Origin of the sequence: Rhodobacter sp. NTK016B, from assembly GCF_017303295.1 — a bacterium.
Taxonomy (GTDB): Bacteria; Pseudomonadota; Alphaproteobacteria; order Rhodobacterales; family Rhodobacteraceae; genus Pararhodobacter.
The window spans coordinates 77,554-98,346 of record NZ_JAFKOK010000013.1 but is presented as its reverse complement, the minus strand read 5'-3'; the positions used below and the strand labels follow the sequence as shown (position 1 = coordinate 98,346).

18 protein-coding genes are annotated in these 20,793 nt (G+C 66.3%); 11 read left to right on the top strand and 7 right to left on the bottom strand.

Annotation, left to right across the window (positions count from 1 at the left end):
- The first annotated feature begins 4 nt into the window (after window positions 1–4).
- From JI664_RS17240 to add, 5 genes are all read left to right on the top strand, one after another.
- The gene (locus JI664_RS17240) at window positions 5–1,582 is read left to right on the top strand and encodes an ABC transporter substrate-binding protein (RefSeq protein WP_207015010.1); all 1,578 of its coding nucleotides are present in this window, start codon (window positions 5–7) and stop codon (window positions 1,580–1,582) included.
- A gap of 24 nt (window positions 1,583–1,606) precedes the next feature.
- Complete coding sequence (locus tag JI664_RS17235) at window positions 1,607–2,563, top strand: ABC transporter permease (protein ID WP_207015009.1); 957 nt, start codon at window positions 1,607–1,609, stop codon at window positions 2,561–2,563.
- Complete coding sequence (locus JI664_RS17230) at window positions 2,560–3,474, top strand: ABC transporter permease (protein ID WP_207015008.1); 915 nt, start codon at window positions 2,560–2,562, stop codon at window positions 3,472–3,474. Before JI664_RS17235 ends, JI664_RS17230 begins: the two co-directional genes overlap by 4 nt.
- A gap of 174 nt (window positions 3,475–3,648) precedes the next feature.
- Window positions 3,649–4,575, top strand: a complete 927-nt coding sequence (locus JI664_RS17225) for an MYG1 family protein (protein ID WP_207015007.1) — start codon at window positions 3,649–3,651, stop codon at window positions 4,573–4,575.
- A gap of 156 nt (window positions 4,576–4,731) precedes the next feature.
- The gene (gene add, locus JI664_RS17220; protein WP_207015006.1) at window positions 4,732–5,739 is read left to right on the top strand and encodes an adenosine deaminase; all 1,008 of its coding nucleotides are present in this window, start codon (window positions 4,732–4,734) and stop codon (window positions 5,737–5,739) included.
- A gap of 12 nt (window positions 5,740–5,751) precedes the next feature.
- Here add and JI664_RS17215 read toward each other — a convergent pair whose 3' ends face one another.
- Window positions 5,752–6,624, bottom strand: a complete 873-nt coding sequence (locus JI664_RS17215) for a LysR substrate-binding domain-containing protein (RefSeq protein WP_207015005.1) — start codon at window positions 6,622–6,624, stop codon at window positions 5,752–5,754.
- A 118-nt stretch (window positions 6,625–6,742) separates the two neighbouring features.
- Here JI664_RS17215 and JI664_RS17210 point away from each other — a divergent pair, with 118 nt between their 5' ends.
- Entirely contained in the window at window positions 6,743–7,795 is a 1,053-nt protein-coding gene (locus JI664_RS17210) for an NAD(P)H-dependent flavin oxidoreductase (protein WP_207015004.1), read from the top strand.
- Window positions 7,796–7,847: 52 nt separating this feature from the next.
- On the opposite strand, the gene JI664_RS17205 is transcribed toward JI664_RS17210, so the two are convergent.
- From JI664_RS17205 to JI664_RS17195, 3 genes are read right to left on the bottom strand one after another with little or no spacing between them, the layout of a single operon-like run.
- A complete protein-coding gene (locus JI664_RS17205; protein WP_286174151.1) occupies window positions 7,848–8,873 on the bottom strand; it encodes an ABC transporter substrate-binding protein in 1,026 nt (341 codons plus the stop codon).
- Window positions 8,843–10,216, bottom strand: a complete 1,374-nt coding sequence (locus tag JI664_RS17200) for a sensor histidine kinase (protein ID WP_207015003.1) — start codon at window positions 10,214–10,216, stop codon at window positions 8,843–8,845. Before JI664_RS17200 ends, JI664_RS17205 begins: the two co-directional genes overlap by 31 nt.
- A 1-nt stretch (window position 10,217) precedes the next feature.
- Entirely contained in the window at window positions 10,218–10,877 is a 660-nt protein-coding gene (locus JI664_RS17195; protein WP_207015002.1) for a response regulator transcription factor, read from the bottom strand.
- Window positions 10,878–10,987: 110 nt separating this feature from the next.
- On the opposite strand from JI664_RS17195, the gene JI664_RS17190 reads away from it, so the two are divergent.
- The 5 genes from JI664_RS17190 (at window position 10,988) to JI664_RS17170 (ending at window position 16,036) form a co-directional block, all read left to right on the top strand.
- Entirely contained in the window at window positions 10,988–11,971 is a 984-nt protein-coding gene (locus tag JI664_RS17190; protein WP_207015001.1) for a tripartite tricarboxylate transporter substrate binding protein, read from the top strand.
- A 78-nt stretch (window positions 11,972–12,049) separates the two neighbouring features.
- Window positions 12,050–12,544 carry a tripartite tricarboxylate transporter TctB family protein gene (locus JI664_RS17185; protein WP_207015000.1) on the top strand — a complete coding sequence of 165 codons (495 nt, stop codon included), beginning with the start codon at window positions 12,050–12,052 and terminating at the stop codon, window positions 12,542–12,544.
- Between the two features lie 3 nt (window positions 12,545–12,547).
- Entirely contained in the window at window positions 12,548–14,068 is a 1,521-nt protein-coding gene (locus JI664_RS17180) for a tripartite tricarboxylate transporter permease (RefSeq protein WP_207014999.1), read from the top strand.
- Complete coding sequence (locus JI664_RS17175; protein WP_207014998.1) at window positions 14,058–15,269, top strand: CaiB/BaiF CoA transferase family protein; 1,212 nt, start codon at window positions 14,058–14,060, stop codon at window positions 15,267–15,269. Before JI664_RS17180 ends, JI664_RS17175 begins: the two co-directional genes overlap by 11 nt.
- A complete protein-coding gene (locus JI664_RS17170; RefSeq protein WP_207014997.1) occupies window positions 15,266–16,036 on the top strand; it encodes a citryl-CoA lyase in 771 nt (256 codons plus the stop codon). Before JI664_RS17175 ends, JI664_RS17170 begins: the two co-directional genes overlap by 4 nt.
- A gap of 18 nt (window positions 16,037–16,054) precedes the next feature.
- On the opposite strand, the gene JI664_RS17165 is transcribed toward JI664_RS17170, so the two are convergent.
- The 3 genes from JI664_RS17165 to JI664_RS17155 form a co-directional block, all read right to left on the bottom strand.
- A complete protein-coding gene (locus tag JI664_RS17165) occupies window positions 16,055–18,769 on the bottom strand; it encodes a tetratricopeptide repeat protein (RefSeq protein ID WP_207014996.1) in 2,715 nt (904 codons plus the stop codon).
- 51 nt (window positions 18,770–18,820) lie between these two features.
- Window positions 18,821–20,149 carry a carbamoyltransferase family protein gene (locus JI664_RS17160; protein ID WP_414707744.1) on the bottom strand — a complete coding sequence of 443 codons (1,329 nt, stop codon included), beginning with the start codon at window positions 20,147–20,149 and terminating at the stop codon, window positions 18,821–18,823.
- Between the two features lie 362 nt (window positions 20,150–20,511).
- Entirely contained in the window at window positions 20,512–20,781 is a 270-nt protein-coding gene (locus tag JI664_RS17155; RefSeq protein ID WP_207014994.1) for an acyl carrier protein, read from the bottom strand.
- Window positions 20,782–20,793 lie beyond the last annotated feature (12 nt).

The window sequence follows — 20,793 nt, the reverse complement described above, 5'->3', positions numbered from 1 at the left end:
AAAAATGCATAGAGTGCTTTACGACAACACCCTTCGCCCCAGCCGCCGTTCGGTGCTGATGGGCGCCGCTGCGGTCGGCGCTGGAATGATGATGCCCGCCGGTGCCCGCGCGCAGGACGCCACCCCGCAGCGCGGCGGGACGCTGCGTGTGTCGATGCCGTATAACCCGGCCTCGCTCGACCCGATCACGGGCCGCAACCTGCCCGATTTCAACTCGCTCTACGCGCTTTACGACGCGCTGATCGGGTTTGACGACGAAACGCTGGAACTGCAGCCGATGCTGGCGAAAAGCTGGGAATGGTCCGATCCCAGCACGCTGGTTCTGGAACTTCAGGAAGGCGTGACCTTCCATGACGACACGCCCTTCGACGCCGATGCGGTGGTGTTCAACCTGCGCCGTGGCCTTGATTATGAGCGCTCGAATGTCCGCTCGGACCTGAGCGGCGTCAACGCGGTCGAGGCGACCGGCCCGATGCAGGTCACGATCAGCCTCGACGCGCCGAACGCGGCGCTGCCGGCGATCTTGTCGAACCGTGCGGGCTGCATGGTGTCGCCCACGGCTGTTCAGGCGGCGGAAGGCGGCAATATCGACCGCGCGCCGGTCGGCACCGGGCCGTTCCGCTTCATCGAATGGCGCGATAACGACCTGATCCGGGTCGAGCGCAACGACAGCTACTGGCAAGGGCCGGAACTGCCGTATCTCGACGGGATCGAGTACCGGATCATCAACGAGCTCAACACCGCCGCGCGCACCGTCACCTCGGGGCAGGCCGATCTGGCCCTGCAACTGGCGGCGCAGCAGATCATGGTGGCCCGGCGCAGCGACAACATCATCGCCACGGCGACGACGTCGATGACCTATTACACCGCGTTCTTCAACTATGCCCGGGGGCCGCTGGCGGATCTGAAAGTGCGTCAGGCGATGAACTACGCGCTGAACCGCGCCGATCTGCAGCAGGTGCTGATGATGGGTCTGGGCGAGGCGACCTGTTCGATCTTCCCGAGCGAATTCTGGGCCTCGGGTCCCGACGCCAAGGACTATTACCCGCACGATCCCGAGCGCGCGCGCGAATTGCTGACCGAGGCGGGCTATCCCGACGGGGTCGAGATCGCGACTCTGTCCTGGCCCGATCAGGCCGCCATGCAGCGCACCGAGATCATCGGCAACCAGCTGGCTCAGGTGGGGATCCGACTGAACGTGACCCCGGTGCAGCCCGCGCAGGCGATCCAGGTCTTCATGATCGACGGACAGGGCGACATGCTGATCTCGCCCACCGGGGGCAACCCGGACCCGTCGCTGGCCTTCGACCGCCAGTTCTCGGCCACCGCGCTGCGCAATGCGGGCAAGATCGAGCTTCCGGGCTACCGCGAGCTGCTTGAAGCGACGATGACCACCTATGATTTCGACGAGCGCCAGCAGAAGCTCTTCGAACTCGAACTGTTCGTCGCCGAAAACGCGCTGCACCTGCCGCAATACATGTCGGCCGGGATGGCGATCCAGACAGGCAAGGTCAAGGATTTCACCTTCGGTATCCTTGCCGCGCCGCGGTTCCATACCGTCTGGCTCGACGAGAACGCCTGAAGCAGGCGATAGGGGAGGGACGCCATGCATGGCGTAGGCAGAATGGTGATGCGGCGCGGTGCGCAGCTGATCCCGGTGATGATCATCGCCACCTTCGTGGTGTTCGCGCTGGTTTTCCTGATGCCGGGGGATCCTGCGGCAACGCTGGCGGGTGACTTCGCGACCGAAGAGCGGATCATGGAGATCCGGGCGCTCTACGGGTTCGATCAGCCGTTCATCGTGCAATACGGCCGCTGGCTGTGGAACGCGCTGCATTTCGATCTGGGACAATCGCTGTTCTCGAACGAAGAGGTCAGCACGCTGATCCTCATGCGCCTTCCCCATACCCTGCTTCTGGTGTTCTACGCCCTGATCCTTGGCGCGATCACCGGGATCCCCCTGGGGATCCTGGCCGCCACCCGTCAGGGCACGCGGCTGGACAAGGCGATCACAAGCCTTGCCTCGCTGGGTGTTGCCGTGCCGAACTTCTGGCTCGGCATCATCCTTGTATCGGCTTTCGCGCTCGACTGGCGGATCTTCCCGGCGACAGGCGCGGTGTCGATCTTCGAAGACCCGATACAGGCGATCTATTACGCAACCCTGCCCGCGGTGGCTTTGTCCACCAACGTCACCGCGGTGCTGACCCGGCAGGTGCGTTCTGCGCTGCTGGAAGTGCTGAGCGCGCAATACATCCGCACGCTGCGCGCCAAGGGCCTGCGCCCTCAGGCGGTGCTGTGGCGCCACGGGCTGCGCAATATCGCGGCGACGATCCTCACCGTCGCCGGGCTGCAGTTCAACCTGCTGTTCTCATCGGCGGTGATCGTGGAATCCGTCTATGCGGTGCCGGGCGTCGGCTCGCTCATCAGCTATTCCGCGCTCAACAAGGACTTCCCCGTCGTGCAGGGCGTGGCGCTGGTGCTGGTGGTGCTGGTGATCGCCGTCAACCTGCTGGTGGATGTCTTCAACTCGATCCTTGACCCGAGGGTGGCGGCTTCGACATGACCGATCTCGACGCAAACCCGAAATCCATGGCGGGCAGCGGGGCAGGGGCTTCGGCCCCGTCCGCGCCCAAGCCCGAGGGCTTTTCGTTCTGGCGCTGGATGCGGCGCGATACCCGCGCGGCGCTGGCGCTGACCTATCTGGCGATCCTTGTTGTGGCAGCGATCCTTGCTCCGCTTCTGGCGCCGTATTCGCCGACCGAGCAGAACGTGATGAACATGCTGGCCGAACCTTCGGCCGAGCATTGGCTGGGCACCGACGATCTGGGCCGCGATACGCTGTCGCGGCTGATGTACGGCGCTGGAAACGCGCTCTATGCCGCCAGCCTCGCGGTCGGCGTCGCGGTATTGATCGGCGTGCCGGTTGGTGTGTTCATCGGCTTTGTCGGCGGCTGGATCGACGAGGCGATGAGCCGCGTCATCGACGCCGTGCTCGCCTTTCCGCCGATCGTGCTGGCCGTGGCCATCACCGGCGCGCTGGGGATCGGCCTGACCAACGCCATGCTGGCGGTGGGCTTTGCCTTCGCGCCCTATCTGGCGCGGACCATGCGCGCGCAGACGCTGGTGGTGAAGGGCGCGCTTTATGTCGATGCCGCCGTCGGTTTCGGCGCCTCGCGCTTTCACCTGATCCGCAAGCATATCCTGCCCAACGCCATCCAGCCGGTGATCGTCGAGGTCACGCTGCTCTTGGCCGTGGCGCTGCTGGCCGAGGCGGGGCTGAGCTTCCTGTCGCTGGGCGTGCAGGCGCCCGAGGCCAGCTGGGGCGGGATGCTGGCGCGGGCCTATTCCTATATCGAGATCGCGCCTGCGCAGATGTACGCGCCGGGCTTTGCGATCCTGTTCACGGCGCTGGCTTTCAACGCGCTGGGGGAGTCGATCCGCGTGTTGCTGGACCCGACCGTCAAGAAGATCTGAGACCGCTCAGAGGCGGCTTTGCACAGGGGGCGGGGCAATCCCGCCCCCTTCTTGCACCTTGACACCCGCCCCCCATCCACGGCAAGCCCGCATCAATCCGACCGTGCCCGTCTGGCCCGGTTCGGACAGATGTTCCGGGGCGGTACGGTTGCCCCCATTTTTGTGCGGGCCGCCATGACCATCACCCATCTCGTTACCCATTCCGGCGGCTTTCATGCCGACGAACTTCTGTCGACCGTGATCCTCAGCCGCTTGTTTCCGCAGGCCGAGATCATCCGTTCGCGCGCGCCCGAATGGATCACACCGGGCGAGGGGCGGATCATCTACGATGTGGGCCGCGCCTATGACCCCGCCGCCGGGATCTTCGACCATCATCAGCGCCCCGGCCCGCTGCGTGACGATGGCCAGCCCTACAGCTCGTTCGGGCTGATCTGGGCGCGGTTCGGTCACGATTACCTGCGCGCAGGCGGGACGCCCGACGGCCATATCGACGCGCTGCATCAGAGCTTCGATCAGGGTTTCGTCCTGCCCGTCGACCTGATGGACAATGGCGCGATGGAGCCGTCGGTTGCCGGGCCTCTGGCCGGGCTGACGCTGCCGGTGCTGCTGGAGTCTCTGAAGCCCGCCTTCGACGACCGCAGCCCCGAAGCCGATGACCGCGCCTTTCTTGACGCTCTGCCGGTCGCCCGTGCCTTTGTCGAAGCCGCGATCCGCGCGCGATCGGCGAAGCTGCGCGCCGAAACCATGGTCATGGCCGCGATCGAGGAAGCGGGTACCTCGGCGGTGCTTGAGCTGCCGATGGGTATGCCGTTCCGTTCGGCGGTCGAAAAGGCGGGCGCCGATCATCTGCTCTTCGTGGTGCATCCGCGCGACGGCGATTGGGCGATGACGACGATCCGCAAAGGCGCCGACACGTTCGAGAGCCGCGCGGATCTGCCCAAGGGCTGGGCGGGCCTCGCCGATGAGGCGCTCGAGGCCGCCAGCGGTGTCCCGGGCGCGAAGTTCTGCCATTCCGCGCGGTTCATCGCCGTGGCGCAGACCCGCGAGGGTATCCTGAGGATGGCGGAGCTGGCGGTCGAAGAGGCCACGAAGAACGCCTGAGCCGGTTCGGGCGGCGACCACGGGGCAGGCCCCGGCCCGCCCTGTGCCCGCTTTTTCGGCACCCCCATGCGCGCGCCGGTTTGTTCGCGGCCTCGGGCTTGCGGGCGTTTGCCGGTCGGCCTTTCCTTGCCGCGCAAAGCCGCAAGGACATCACCCATGACCCCCAATTTCGCCCTCTGGCCCAAGGCCGAGCTTCACCTTCATCTCGAAGGGGCGATCCTGCCCGGCACCGCCGCCGAACTGGCCGAAAAGAACGGCGTCGATCTGGGCGCGAAGCCAGAGGATCTGTATTCCTATGCCGACCTGTCCGAGTTTCTGGCGATGTATGGCCGCATCTGTCAGGCCGTTGTGACCGAAGAGGATTTTCAGCGCGTCACTTTCGAGATGCTGCGCGAATGCCACGCTTCGGGCGCGCGCCATGTCGAATTCTTCATCAGCCCCCACGCCCATGAAGGCATCCCCTTCGCCACACAGTTCGCCGGCATCCGCGCAGGCATCGCGCAGGCGCGCGAGACAATCGGCCTGAGCGCGCTGTTCGCCCCCGGCATCAACCGCGAACAGGGGCCCGAGGCGGCGATGGCGTATCTCGACGCCTGTCTCGCGCAGCGCTGCGACGCGATGGCGGGGATCGGCCTTGATTACAACGAGGCCCCGTTTCCGCCCGAACCCTTCGCGCCGGTCTTCGCCCGGGCGCGGGCCGAGGGGTTGCAGGTCAGCGCCCATGCGGGCGAGGGCGGGCCAGCGGCCTATGTGCGCGGCTCGATCGAAGCGCTGGAATGCCAGCGGATCGACCACGGTTACGCGGTGATGGACGATCCCGATCTGGTCGCCCGGTGCCGCGACGCGGGTATCCTGTTCACCTGCTGTCCGACGACAACGATCTACACCACGCCGTGGCGCGACCTGACCGATCCCCGCCATCCGATCCGCCGGATGCACGAAGCGGGCCTTGCGGTGACGATCAATTCCGACGATCCACCGTTCTTCTCGACCACGCTCGCCAAAGAATACGAGATCGCGCATCGCGACCTTGGGTTCTCGCTGGAGGCGCTGAAGGGCTCCGTCCTGACCGGGCTTGCCAAGAGCTGGCTGCCCGAGGCCGAGAAAACGCGGCTCGCCGCTGAATGGTCGGGGGAAATCGACGCCCTGATCGCCGGGGCGTAAGCGTAGGCCCGTCTAAGTTTCCGCGCCTGCCTCTTCGACAAGGCAGGCGCGGAATGCGCGATACGCAGCTGTGTCGTAGCCGCTGCGGCAAATCAGATGGGTCACGATGTCCGCCACCGGCACGGCATGCAGAGATGCGGGCTGCGCCATGAGCGCGACGACGCTTCGGGGCATGATGCTGACGCAGGCGCCCGCCGCGGTACATCCGTACATCGCGTGATAGGACGGCACCTCTTGCACCCGGAAAGGGCCGCCTGCGGATGCCAGCCAGTCCTCGGCCACGGCGCGATAGGTGCAGCCGGGGGCGAAGGCGGCGAGGGTTCTCAGCCGAAGATCGGCGGGGCCGCGTATCTCAGGGTGGTCCGGTGGCAGCAACAGTACCAGCTCTTCACGAAAAAGCGGCGTCGCGTCCAGAGCCTCGCGCCTTGGATGGTCATCACCGGGCGCGAAGGCAACCAGCGCACCGTCGATCCGTCCCGCCAGCAGCGCATCGGTAAGCGCTCCGCTGGGACCCGAGGTCACTTCGAGCGTCACATCGGGCCAGTCGCGGCTGAACCGGGACAGCGGCGCGGTCAGGCGGCTGGCAAGCGTGCTTTCCATGGCGCCGATGCGCAGCGTGCCGCTCGGGCGAGAGGGATCCAGCCGCTGGCGCGCCTCATCGGCAAGGGCGAGGATGCGCTCGGCATAATCAAGGAACAGGCGCCCGTCCTCGGACAAGACCATGCGTTTGCGGTGCCGGTCGAAAAGCGGCGTGCCCAGTTCGGCCTCAAGCTGCTGGATGCGCGTGGTCACGTTGGACGGCGCGCGCCCCAGAAGATCGGCGGCGCGGGTGACACCTTCTTCGCGCGCGACGGCGCGAAAGACGGTCAGGGTCGCAAGATCCATGGGTGTTTTCCTGAAGCGAATATCTTGCGCCTTATATTCTGTAATTGATAACAAGTGTCAAATATGGTTCCCATAAAGGGAATGATTATGTGCGCGCTGCGCCCGGAAAGGACGTCTCATGCTGGACAAGCTCGGCCTCATTCATCCGATCCTGCAAGCCCCGATGGCGGGCGTCTCGACCCCGCAACTGGCTGCTGCTGTGTCGAACGCAGGCGGGCTGGGGGCGATCGGTATCGGGGCGAGCGACCTTGCCGGCGCGCGCCGCATGATCGCCGAGACCAAACAGGCGACGGACCGGCCCTTCAACGTCAACGTCTTCACCCATGCGTCCCCGACACCCGACCCCGAGGGCGAGCGCGCATGGCTTTCCGCGATGCGCCCGCTTTTCGCTGAATTCGGTGCCGAGCCTCCGGCAGAGCTGCGCGTTATCTACCAAAGCTTCAACGACAATCCCGCCCTGCTGGCTTTGCTGATCGAGATGCGGCCTGCGGTGGTGAGCTTTCACTTCGGTCTGCCCGGGGCGGACGCGATTGCCGCTTTGCAGGATGCCGGGATCACGCTGTTGGCGACCGCGACCAATCTCGACGAAACCCGGCGCATCAAGGCTGCCGGGATCGACGGTATCGTCGCGCAGGGGATCGAGGCGGGCGGGCATCGCGGCCTCTTCGATGACACGCAAACGGATCCGCAGCTTGGGACCTTCGCACTGACCCGGCTTCTGGTGGCGCGCGCGGGGCTGCCGGTCATCGCCGCCGGGGGGATCATGGACGGGGCGGGCATTGCAGCGGCGCTGGATCTGGGCGCGGTGGCGGCCCAGCTTGGGACCGCTTTCATCGACTGCCCGGAGACGAGCGCAGAACCCGCCCACCGGCAAGCCCTGCGCAGCGCAGCGGGCCATCATACCTGTCTGACCTCGGTGATTTCCGGTCGCCCGGCGCGCGCGCTGGCCAATCGGTTCACGCAGGCCACGGGCAGGGGATTTGCGGGACAGCCGCCCGCCTATCCGATTGCCTATGACGCCGGGAAAGCGCTGCACGCGGCGGCCAAGGCGCGGGGCGAGACCGGGTTCGGGGCGTATTGGGCCGGGCAGGGCGCGCCGCTGGCGCGGTCGCTTCCGGCGGCGGACTTGGTTGCCGTGCTGGCGCAGGAGCTTCGCGCGGCAAAAGCCTAGCGCCAAACATTCTCCGGACCAAATTTCGATAGTGCGCGAATATCAGAATGACTCAGTGCTGTTCGATGGCGTCGAGCCATTCGCTCAGGAAGGCCTGACGGTTCAGCGGGTCCAGATAAACCATCAGCGCAGGGCCCAGCCGGATCGGGCCGAAGACGCTGCCCAGATCCTCGGACCCGTCGCCGACCGGGGGCAGCGGCCACGGCCCCGGCGTGTCGCGCAGGCCGATACTCAGAAGCAGGTCCAGAAACCATCCCGCCGCTTCCGGCTCTTCGGCGCTGCGCGTGATGAAAGCGGTGCGCAGGATGACATTTGAGAAATCGGTCATCCGCAAGATCTGCAGCCGCCCCCCTGACCCCCGCGCCAACCGGTCCGCCGCGTAGCTTCCCAGCACGTTGTAAGCCAGCGCCAGACGCCCCGAGAGCACATCGTCGATCATCGCGCTCGAGCAGCAATAAAGTCGGGGCGCCAGCCGTCCCATCACCTCGGACAGCCGCCAATAGGCATCGGTTGCGCGCGATTCCTGCGTCGCGAACAGATAGCCCAGTCCGCTTTCGCGCACGTCATAGGTGCCGACCGCGCCCTGAAACCGCTCGGGATGATCGCGCAGGATCGCCGTCAGTTCCTGCCGCGTCGCGGGAATGCTGAGGCCCGCGAAACGCTCGGTCGAGATCACCACGACGGCGGGTTCGGTGGTGAAGGCGAAGATCTGGTCGCGCCAGCGGGCCCAGACCGGCAAAGCATCGGCCAGGACCGACTCGTGACTGCGCGCATAGCCGTCATTGACCAGCTGGAATTGCAGGTCCATCGCCGATGAGATCACCAGATCGAAGGACGCGTCTTCGCGGATCGCGCGATGCAGTTCCGAGGACGAAGCGACCGCGTAATCCAGCGTGATCTGCGGATAGGCCTGATGGAACGCGTCGAGATAGGGCGCGAAGACATCAAGATCGGCGGTGGACAGGATGCGCAGAACGCGGGGGCCGGTCCCATCGATGCGGCTGTGATCCTCAAGCTCGTAGGCGGGCGCGACGACCGCCCACAGGCTCAGGACAACGGCAAGACAAGCGATACGCATGCACCCCTCCCATCGGGCCCGGCGCCCAGTTCCAGCCGCCCGCCATGCGCGACCAGCACATCGCGTGCAATCGTCAGCCCCAGCCCCGAACCGACGATTCCCTCGGCATTGGCGCCCCGGCGGAACCGCTCGGTCAGATCGCCGTCGGCAGCATTGCCCAGACCGGGGCCTTCATCGGTGACGGTGATGCGTGCGAAGGTGGAATCGTGGCGGATGGCAAGCGTCACGCAGGTATCTTCGGGCGAATACTTGATCGCATTGTCGAGCACGTTGCGCAGGGCATTGTCCAGAAGTACCGCATCCGCGGTCACCTCGGCTGGCCTTGTATCGAGCCGGAGCGTGATGTCGCGCAGCGCGGCGGTGGGCGACAGCGCCTCGGCGGTGCGGGCGGCCAGCGCGGCCAGGTCGATACGGCTGCGGGCCAGATCGTCGGCGCGGTAGGCGACGGTCGCGTGGTCCAGCAGCTGCCCGGCCGAACGCGAACTTTCGTCGACCGCGCGGATCATCCGGCGCAGGCGCTGCTTGGTGTCTTCATCCTCGACCGATCGCAGCGCGACCTCGGCCTGCGCGCGCACGGTGGCCAGAGGCGTGCGCACGCGGTGGGCGGCTTCGGCGATGAAATCCTCCGAGCGGCGGATCGACAGGCCCAGCCGCTCCATCAGCCGGTTGAGTGATGTCAGAAGCGGCGCCAGTTCGGCGGGGGCATTGCGGCGCAGCGGGCGCAGGTCGGACGGGCCGCGCCGGGCGACGGCGGCGGCGATCTCGTTGAGCGGCCGCAGCGAGGCGCGCGCGGCAAAGGCGGACAAACCCACGGCCACCACGAAGAACGCCACCGACAGCATCGCCGCCGTGCGCGACAGGGCGCTGGCGATGGCCGAGACACCCGCGCGGGTCTGCGCCACGGTGACGGTCACGGCGACCGGCGCGCTGCCCGCAAGGATCTGCCGGGTCACGCTGGCCATGCGCACCGCCTCGCCGCGGAACTCTGCGGTCTCGAAGCCGACGCGGCTGTTGCCGCTGGCGGGCGGACGCGGCACGGGAAGGTCGGTATAGCCGGTCAGCAGCCGGTCATCGGCGGTGACGCGGTAAAACACCCGGTCCTCGCTGATCGCGCCCAGCATCGAGAAGGCAGAGTAGGGCAGTTCCAGCCGCACCTCGCCCTGTTCGCTGCGCAGGGTTTCGGCGATGATTGTGGCCGAGGCGGCCAGCACGTTGTCCTGCGTGCGTTCGGCTGCCTCGCGCGCCAGCGCGCTGACCATGCCCCATGACAGAAGCGACAGCAGCGCCGCGACACCGGCCAGCAGCAGCGTCAGCCGCTGCCAGATCGAGGCCGTGCGCCACATGTCAGGTTTCCATCCGGTAGCCGAGCCCGCGGACCGTCTCGATCCGCACGCCCATGCCCTCGATGCGGCGGCGCAGGCGGCCGACATAGACCTCGATCGCGTTCTCGGTGACATCAGCGTCGAACGAGAACAGGCGGTCCATGAGCTGACCCTTCGACAGGATCTGCCCGGTATGGCGGGCGAAGATCTCGAGCAGGCGGATCTCGCGGTTGCGCAGCTCGACGCTGACATCGCCGTGGCGCAGCGTGCCCGCCATCGGGTCGAACACGGCCTCGCCCAGCGTGATCTCGTTGCGCGCGGATCCGCCCCGGCGGCGCAGGACGGCGCGACAACGGGCTTCGAGTTCCTCGAAATCGAAGGGCTTGGTGATGTAGTCATCGGCCCCCTGATCCAGCGCGCCCACGCGGTCGGAAACTTGACTGCGCGCGGTCAGCATGATGACCGGGGTTTCGATCCGTGCGCGGCTGCGGGCCAGAAAATCGCGCCCGTCGCCATCGGGCAGCATCACGTCGAGCAAGATCAGATCGTAGCCCGTCGCGGCGAGCCAGTCCTCGGCCTCGGTAAGGGTTCCGGCATGGTCGACCGCGTGTCCGTCAAGGCCCAACCGGTTGATCACGGCCTCGGCCAGCTCGTGATTGTCCTCGACCAGAAGATAACGCACCCGACCTCCTTTGCCGAGAATCACGCCTGTGTCAGGCCCGTGTCAGCTTCATGTGCATGGTGTCTGAGCATGGGCGGCGAGGAGCAGCCTGTCAAATGGGAGGATTCCAGATGAACATGTACATGACCCGCCGGGTCGTGATGGCCGCTGCTGCGGCAACGCTGGCCGTGTCCGGTATGGCCAAGGCCGACGATCACCAGATTCTCGAAAGCCTGCATTTCGTGGTTCCCGGCGGCGCCGGCGGCGGCTGGGACGGAACCGCGCGCGGCACGGGCGAGGCGCTGACCGAATCCGGTCTGGTCGGGTCGGCCAGCTACGAGAACATGTCGGGCGGCGGCGGGGGCGTGGCGATCGGCTACATGATCGAGAATGCCGAGAGCCTCGACAACACGCTGATGGTCAATTCGACGCCGATCATCATCCGCTCGCTGACCGGGGTCTTCCCGCAGAGCTTTCGCGACCTGACGCTGGTTGCTGGCACCATCGGCGATTACGCCGCCATCGTCGTGCCGGCGGATTCGCCCATTCAGGACATGGCGGGCCTGCTGTCGGTGTATCACGATCAGGGCGACGATTTCGCCATCGGTGGCGGCTCGGTGCCGGGCGGCATGGACCATCTGGTTGCGGCGATGGTGATGCAGGCGGCGGGCGAGGACCCGATCGCGGTCAATTACATCCCCTATGACGCGGGTGGCGAGGCGATGGCGGGTTTGCTTTCGGGCGAGATCGACGCGCTGTCGACGGGCTTCTCGGAAGCCATCGCGTTGGCCGAGCAGGACGAGGTCCGCATCCTTGGCGTGACCGCTGAAGAGCGCGTCCCGGCCTATGACAGCGCCCGCACCTTCATCGAGCAGGGCATCGACACGACCTTCGTCAACTGGCGCGGTTTCTTCGCCGCTCCGGGCACCTCGGACGAGCGCGTCGCGCAGTACATCGCGGCCTTCGAGGCCATGTACGACACCGACGCCTGGGAAGTGGTCCGTTCGCGCAATGGCTGGGTGAACATCTTCCATCCGGGGGACGAGTTCAGCACCTTCCTCGAAGCGCAGGAGCAGGAAATCGGCGACCTGATGCGCACGATGGGCTTCCTGTAAACGCGTCGCACTGAACCATGGCGCGGGGGGCCTGTCCCGCCGCGCCGCATGACCCATTACCGGACAGGAGGGGCTGTCATGGCGCTGGATCGCTGGATCGCGCTTATCTTCGTTACATTCTGCTGTGCTTACGGGTATCTGGCCTTCTTCACGATGGACCAGCTTCTGCCGCCCTTCATGCAGCGCAATCCGGTCTGGCCATCCACCTTTCCCAAGGTGCTGTCGGTTCTGGGCGCACTGACCGGGCTGGTCGTGCTGCTGGGGCTGGAAAAGCCCGAAGCGGGCAAGGGTCCGGCGGCCACCGACATCAACCTGTCGCGGTTGCGCGAATACAAGATCGGTCAGGCGCTGATGCTTCTGGCGCTGATGGTGCTTTATGCGCTGTCGCTGCGCACCGCCGGTTTCCTGCTGGCCACAACCGTTTTTCTGGTCGCGGGCAGCGCCATTCTGGGCGAGCGCAAATGGCACATCATGCTTCCCGTAGCGATGCTGGCGACCGGGCTTGTCTGGTATCTGGTGCAGGAGGTGCTGGGCATCTTCCTGCGGCCGCTTCCGTATTTCATGGGGACCTGAGCCATGCTTGAAGGCATCATGATCGGCCTTTCGGCCGCGTTCTCGTTGCAAAATCTGCTGATGGTGATCGGAGGCTGCCTGATCGGCACCTTCATCGGCATGCTGCCGGGTCTCGGCCCGATGTCGATCATTGCCATCATGATCCCGGTGGCGATCTCGCTGGGGGATCCGGCGGCGGCGCTGATCCTTCTCGCCGGCGTTTATTACGGCGCGATCTTCGGCGGCTCGACCTCGTCCATCCTGCTGAACGCGCCGGGGGTCGCGGGCACCGTCGCCACCAGCTTCGACGGCTACCCGATGGCCCGCAAGGGGCAGGCGGGCAAGGCGCTGACCATCGCCGCTGTCGCCAGCTTCGCGGGCGGCACCGTGGGGGCGGTCCTGCTGATGATCTTCGCGCCTGCGCTCAGCACCGTGGCGCTGCTGTTCCATTCGGCCGAGTACTTCGCGCTGATGGTGGTGGGGCTCAGCGCCATCGCTGCCTTCGCGGGCACCGGGCAGGTGGCCAAGGCGCTGATGATGACGCTGCTGGGCCTGATCCTTGCTACCGTGGGCGAAGGCGCATTGTTCAACATGCCGCGCTTCACACTGGGAATGATGGATCTGCAATCGGGCATCTCGTTCATCACGCTGGCCATGGCGATGTTCGCGCTGCCCGAGGCGCTGTTTCTCGTGCTGAACCCGCTGCGCGGCGCCAGCGCCGAGGGTGAAACCAACAAGATCACCAATCTGCGCTTCTCGCGCGAAGAAGGGCGCGCCATCGCCCCGGTGATCGCCCGACAGTCGGTGCAGGGCTTCTTCATCGGCGTGCTGCCGGGGGCGGGGGCGACCATTGCCTCATTCCTCGGCTACGCGGTCGAGCGAAACATCGCCAAAGGCGAGGAACAGGCCGAGTTCGGACATGGTTCGGTCAAGGGGCTTGCGGCCCCCGAAACCGCCAATAACGCGGCCTGTACGGGGTCTTTCGTGCCGCTCCTGACGCTGGGCATTCCCGGCTCGGGCACGACGGCGATCCTGCTGGGGGCGCTGATCGCGCTGAACGTGACTCCGGGGCCGCGCCTGATGACCGACACGCCCGAGATCTTCTGGGCCGTCATCATCTCGATGTTCATCGGCAACCTTGTGCTTCTGGTGCTGAACCTGCCGCTCATCCCCTATATCGCCAAGATCCTTGCCATTCCGCGCAACTATCTCATCCCCTTCATTTTGTTCTTCACGCTGATGGGGGCCTATATCGGCCAGAACAACGCGACAGAACTGTTGATCCTGGTCGGGCTGGGGGTGATGGCGACGATCTTCCGCTTTGCCGACTACCCGCTGGCGCCGCTGCTGATCGGGTTCATCCTGGGCACGATGCTGGAAGACAATTTCGCCCGCTCGATGCAGCTTTATCGGGGGCTCGATTTCATCATCGAGCGGCCGATGACGCTGGGTCTTCTGGTGCTGGCGGCGCTTCTGGTCCTGTTGCCCAGCTACCGGGCCCGGCGCGCGCGCAAACGCGCCCAAGGGGTCGCCGATGGCGACTGAATCGCGCGCACCCGCGCCCCTGTCGGGGGTGCGGGTGCTGGATCTGACAAATGTGCTGGCCGGTCCCTTCGCCTGTCACCAACTCGCCCATATGGGCGCCGAGGTGATCAAGGTCGAGGCGGTCGCACGCGGTGACCTTGCGCGTAATCTGGGCGCCGACCCGGCTTTGTCGGCGCGCGGCATGGGGATCAGCTTCCTTGCCCAGAACGCGGGCAAGCGGTCGCTCACGCTGAACCTGAAAGACCCGCGCGGCAAAGAGGCGCTGATCCGTCTCGTGGCCGAGGCCGACGTGCTGGTCGAGAATTTCCGTCCCGGCGTGATGACCCGGCTGGGTCTGGGATACGAGACGCTGAAGACCCACAATCCCCGCCTGATCTATTGCGCGATCTCGGGCTACGGGCAGGACGGGCCATGGGCCGGGCGCCCGGCCTATGACCAGATCGTGCAGGGGGCCTCGGGCGTCATGTCGGTCACGGGCGACGCGGACAGCGCGCCGCTGCGGGTTGGCTATCCACTGGCCGATACGGTCGGCGGCCTGACCGCCGCGATGGCGATTTGTGCGGCGCTCAACGATCCCGAACGCGGTACGTCCATCGACGTGTCCATGCTCGAGGCGGTGCTGGCGACGATGGGCTGGGTGGTGTCGAACCACCTGATCGGCGGCGTCGATCCCGCGCCGCAGGGGAACGAGAACCCCACCTCGGCCCCCTCGGGCACGTTCCAATGCGCCGACGCGCCGATCAACATCGCCGCCAACAAGGACGAACAATGGGTTCTGCTGGCGCAGCATCTGGGCCGCGACGATCTGATCGGGCACGCGGATTTCGCCACACGCGAAGATCGCAAGGCCAACCGCTTTCGCCTGCGCGCCGAGCTTGAGACGGTACTGACCACGCGTCCCGCGCGCGATTGGGCGCGCGAGCTCAATGCCATCGGCGTGCCCGCCGGCGCGGTCCTGTCGGTGCCCGAGATCCTGACGCATCCGCAGGTCGCAGGGCGTGATTTCCTTGCGCATTTCGACGATGTGCCGGGGGTGGGGCGGCCCATCGACCTTGTGCGCATGGGGGCGATGTTCGACGGGCTGCGGCCCTCGGTCGAAGCACCGCCGCCGGCTCTGGGGCAAGACAGCGACGCGATCCTGCGGGACCTTGGCTATTCCGACGACGACATCGACACGCTTCGGCGCGAGGGGGTGACATGAGCGACGTTTCCGACTGGTGGCGGACCGCGATCATCGACATGGAGCCGGGGCGCATCGCCTTGCGTGGCCGTCCGGTGCAGGAGTTGATCGGCAATACCGGTTTCGCACCGATGATCTGGCTGATGGTCACCGGCGAAGAGATTTCCGGCCCCCGCGCGCACCTGTTCGAAGCCGCGCTTGTTGCCGCAGTGGATCACGGCCCGCAGGCGCCGTCGATCGCCGCCGCGCGCATGGCGGCGACCTGCGGTGTCGGGCTGCAATCGGCGATGGCGACCGGGCTCAACATGCTGGGCGACGTGCATGGGGGCGCGGGCGAACAGGCGGTCGAGCTTTATTCAGCCGTGGACGCGGCCGGACCCGATGCGCTGGGCGATACGCTCGATGCATGGCGCACGGCGAAGGGGCGCTACCTGCCGGGCTTCGGGCACCGCTTTCACAAACCCGTCGATCCACGCGCGCCCCGGCTTCTCGCGCTTGTGACGGATGCCGCGCAACAGGGCGCCGTGTCGGGCCGCTTCGCAGGCATCGCCAGCGCCATCGAGGCGTATCTGGCGGCGGAACGCGGCAAGCCCGTGCCAATGAATATCGATGGCGCGACGGCGGTGATCTATGCCGAACTGGGCTGCCCGGCACCGCTGGCACGCGGGTTCTTCGGCCTGTCGCGCTCGGTCGGGATCCTTGCTCATGCGTGGGAACAGCGCCAGCAGGGCGGGCGCAACAAGGGGCCGACGCCGCCGGGCTATCGCTGGACCTATGACGGCGCGTGACCCCTGAGGTCGGCGTGGTCAGTTTGCTGCGCCGCCACGGGCGGCCAGGAAACGTGTGAGCGGTGCGTAGAGGTTCTGGTTTCGCGGATCTGACGTCATGATCTCGGCCAGAAGATCGAGGTATTCCTGCGCCCACCTTTCCTGATAGGCCGCGAGCGGCTCATCGGGTTCGGGGTCCGACATGCGGCGGACCTCCACGACGATTTCGTTGTTGCGAAAGGCCTGCTGGATCCAGAAAACCGGATAGTGCATGGCATGGGCCAGTTTGGGAATTGTGTCGATCAACTGGCAGGGAAGCCCGAACAGCAGGGCCGTCGCATCCGAGCGGAACTCGGCTTTCCAGCGCATCTCGGCGGGGAAGTCCGGGGTCGCAATCAGGCTTTGTCTTGCCCGCAGGGCCTTGATGATCTGGGCTGCGGGATTGGACTCGACGGCCCGGATCAAGGAATACTGCTTTTCCAGCTCGGGATGACGCGGTCCGTCCTGCATCAGGTAGGTGAGATTGCTCAGTTCAGGTGCCACCGTGAGCCGGTTGTGCGGGCCGAAATGCGTACTGGCCAGCAGGCAGGGCTCGCGGTTGTCGAGGCGCTCTTTCAACGTGCTGAAAGCGTCCGACGTGCGATAAGGCACGAGCGATTCGGGTGCTGTCGAGCGGGTCGCGACCGTGCGGGAGGCATGTGTCGCGCGCAGGGCCTGTCGCATCCAGCTGTGTCGCAGCGCCTCGGGCTTGTTCTGAAGCCGCCAGAGGGTCGCTGCCTCGGCCAGAAACAGATCGGAGCCTGCCAGATTGCCCGACGCGGGATCCATCAGCGCCGCCGCGTCCTCGGGCGACAGCGGCTCGTAGACCGGATAGGTCTGGAACCCGGGCGGTCCGGCGGTGTCGGTGCCTTCGAAAACGTCGCTCAGCGAGCGAAGCCAGCGGGGCGTGTCATCGCCGGCGCGGGCGATCTGCCGGGCAACGACCGAGCGCAGGATATCGGTTTGCCCGGTGAATTGCAGGTGTTGGGCAAGCCGCAAGGTCAGCGCCAGTTCATCGCGCATCAGCTTGGCCGACAGAAACGCCGCGCCCGCCGGCGCATCCCTTTGGGCAAGATGAAGCGCCAGCCGCAACTCGATGACCGCGCTCATCGTCGGGGCTTGTGCGAGTATCTGATCGCAAACCGCGACCGCGCCGTCTAGATCGCCGGTCTCGGCAAGCGCCCGGGCCCGCATCGCTGCCAGTGTCAGATCGCGCGGGGCCGTGATGCAGGCCTGACCGGACAGCGCCAGCACCGTGTCCCAGTCGCCAAGCCCGAAGGCGCGGTTCAGTCTGAGCAGGGTAAGGGTCGTGTCGGGAAGGCGGGGGGCTAGGTCGGCGAGAAGCCCGTCAAGCCGGGCTATGATGCGATGGAAATGGGGCGTTCCGATCCCCCATTGCACGGCGGTTGATACCAGCCGCCGGACCACCGGAAGGACGCGCATGCCGTCCTTGGCTGCCCGTACGATCATCGCACTCCAAGCATCGACGTCGCCCTTCAGGCGCAGGATATCGGCCCGTGCGAAGATCATGGCGGGGGTTTGGCTGACGCTGGCGGGCAGGCATTCGGCAAAGCTCTGTGCCTCATCGGGTCGCTGCAGATTGGACAACAGCCCCATCAGCAGCGGCGCAAGCTCGGGCGTCTGTCGCTTCTTGTAGCGCCTGTCGAGCAGGGCGAAGGCGGCTTCGGTCCGTTCTTCGGCCTGCAGGATCTTTGCCTCGAACCGGTCGCGCTCGAGCGCCTGTTTGTCTGGCAGCGCCCGGACCCGTTCGCGCGCCTCATCGAAGCGTCGCAGTTCGATGAGCAGCCGGATACGCAGGTCGGCATCGGGCAACGCCAGGGTGTCGAGCGCCTCTTGCGCCGTGACCAGATTGCCCATCGCAAGCAGCGCCGCGACCTTCTCGCGCGCGAACCGTGTCTCGCTTGGCCATTGACGCAAGCCACGCTCGCACAGATCGAACGCCGCATTGTGGTTCAGCGCAGCCCGCGCCTGTGCCAGCCCCTGCATCACCACGTCGCGCTCATCCGGGAAATCACGCAGCAGATCGGCCAGCACCTTGTCGGACCGGCGGATGTCCTGCGCGTCGAGCAGCGCCCGCGCGAGTTCCAGCCGCAGCCGCCTGTCGGTATCGGCGGTCATCTCAAGCCGCCGCCCGCCGATCAGCGCGCCGTCAATCTCGTCGCGGGCCGCCTCGGGCTGGCCCGCCAGCCTCAGCGCGCGCGCGTGACGGAGCAGCCCTTCGCCGTCATCGGGCAGGCGGACGCGCAGATCGCGGGCGGCCTTGATCGCGGCGGGAAAGTCCTGAGCATGAAGATGGGTGTAGATGCGAGCAAACAGCGCAGCGCGGTGCGTCGGGTTAGCTTGCAGGATCTCATCGCTCTGTGCGAGGCTTTGTTCATGCGCCCCCGCAAAGCGCAGCGCGACCGAAAGCTCATGCTTGGCAGACAGATCGTCGGGGCGCGCTTTCACCAATTGCTGAAGCTGCGCCACGCTTTCATCAAGCTGTCCGAGCTGGCGAAGAATGCCCGCGCGGCGCATGATCAGTTTCGGATCGTTTGGGAACGCGTCCAACGCGTCCTCGGCAAAAGCCAGGGCGGTGGTGAAGTCCTTGCGTGATTCAAGCGCGCTCAGGGTGGCGAAGATCTCCTGCCGCCGTAGAGCCGGGGGCAGTGTGGCATCGGGCAGTTGCATTGGAAACGGGCGATCCGTCATCATGGCGGGGTCTCGGTATGTGTGCGCGGTCGTGCCGGCTGGCCGAAAGAGAGTTCAGGCGGCGGGCGTGGTTTTTTCGATCAGCGTGTCTTCGATGAGCACCGCGTCCAGACCCGTGGTCATGAAGACCGACAATGCGTCTTCGACCGAGTGGATGATCGGCTTGCCCATCACGTTGAAACTGGTGTTCAGGATCACCGGCACGCCAGTCTGCGCACCGAAGCTGCGCACCACCCGGTGCAGCCATGGCGTGCTGTCGGGCGTGACGCTTTGCAGCCGCCCGGTGCCGTCCGCATGCACCACCGCCGGCACCTGCGCCGCCCGTTCCGCGCGCCAGCGCAGGGTGAGCGACATGTAGGGCGAGCTTTGCGGCGTCTCGAACCAGTCGGGCAGGTCCTCGGCGCAGATGACCGGGGCGAAGGGGCGGTACGGCTCGCGCCCTTTCACCGCCGCGTTGACGCGGTCCTTCATCCCCGCCGGACGCGGATCGGCAAGGATCGAGCGGTTCCCAAGCGCACGAGGGCCGAATTCGGCCCGTCCGCGCATCACACCGACGATCTTGCCCTCGGCCAGACAGGCCGCAAGACGCTCTGCACTGTCCGCGCCCAGATCGGTGACATGCGCGCTGCGTTGCGCGTGGTGCAGCTTGCCCACGCGGTTCGCATCGACGGGCGTCCCCAGATACGGCGATCCGTCGCCCTGCGGGATGCGGGTCGTGCCCGCGGTTTCCATGTAGCTCAACAGCGCCGCGCCGATGGCGTTGCCGTCATCGGCAGGGGCGGGGGGGACACACAGCCGGTCGAAGCCCGAGCGCCCGGCAATGGTGCCGTTATAGGACGAGTTAAGCGCGCAGCCGCCCGACAGGATCAGTGTGTCCACATCCTTGTCGGTGCAATCGGCGAGCATCCGGTCGACCAGCTGCGCGTAAGCGGCCTGTCCGCTGGCGGCCAGATCAGCGGCGTCCATGATCGGCGCCGACGGCGCGCGCGATGCCTGCCGAAGCCGCGCGATCATTGCGGTGATCGTGGCGTGATCGGCAAGAAGCAGGCGCCCGTTATCGACCTCCAGAATCGCCGCGAGCGCATCGCGCAGTTCGGGCCGCACGGTGCCGAACGCGGCAAGGCCCATGACCTTCCATTCCTCGCCCTGACGCCAGTCGAACCCGCAAAGCTGCGTCAGCGCGCTATAAAGCGCGCCAAGGCTGCCCGGCCCCCAAGAGCGCCAGCGCCGCTTGAGGCTGCGCGCGCGCAGGTCGAACAGCGAGACGGCGCCGACCTCGCCTTCGCCATCGATGACAAGGCAGGCGGCATCCTCGACCGGGGCAAAGGCGCAGGCGGCGACGGCATGGCACAGATGGTGATCGAAGCGCCGCGCCTCGGGCATCTCGGTCGTCAGACCAAGCCGCATCAGCGAGGCCCCCGCCATGCGGTGCATGTCTGCCTGCAATTCGCGCACCCAGTTCGCATCGGCGATGTCGAGCAATTCACCCGACATCTGCACCGGCAGATCGGCCTTGGCGCGGCTCCATGTCGTCGCGACGCGCAGGCGGTCGCGGGCGACATCGAAGCCCACCATCTTCAGCGCACTGGCAAGGTGGTTGAAATGATCGGGCACCACACCCCATGCGCGCTTGTCCTGCACGAAGCGCTCGGTCGCTTCGGCGAACAGGATTTCGCCGGTCTCCGAAACCAGCGCGAGGGCAGGATCATGCCCCGATGTCGACAGGCCAAGGTGGAAGAGCGCCATCAGGTACCAATGCGATCAAGCAAAGTTTGCACGAAGTCGCCGACGGTCTCGTGTTCGAAAATCTCGATCGGGTCGATTTCGACGTCGAACTTGCTTTCGACCTCGCCGCAGAGCAGCACCGCGTCGATCGACTGCAGACCCAGATCCGAGAGAGCGGCGTCGGGTGTGACGCTCTCTGCCGGAATGCGGCTGCGCTTGACGACCTGCGCGCGCAGAAACTGGAACAATTCGCTGTCGATCAGGGCATTCTTGTCAACGACGGCAGACATTTTGTGAACTCC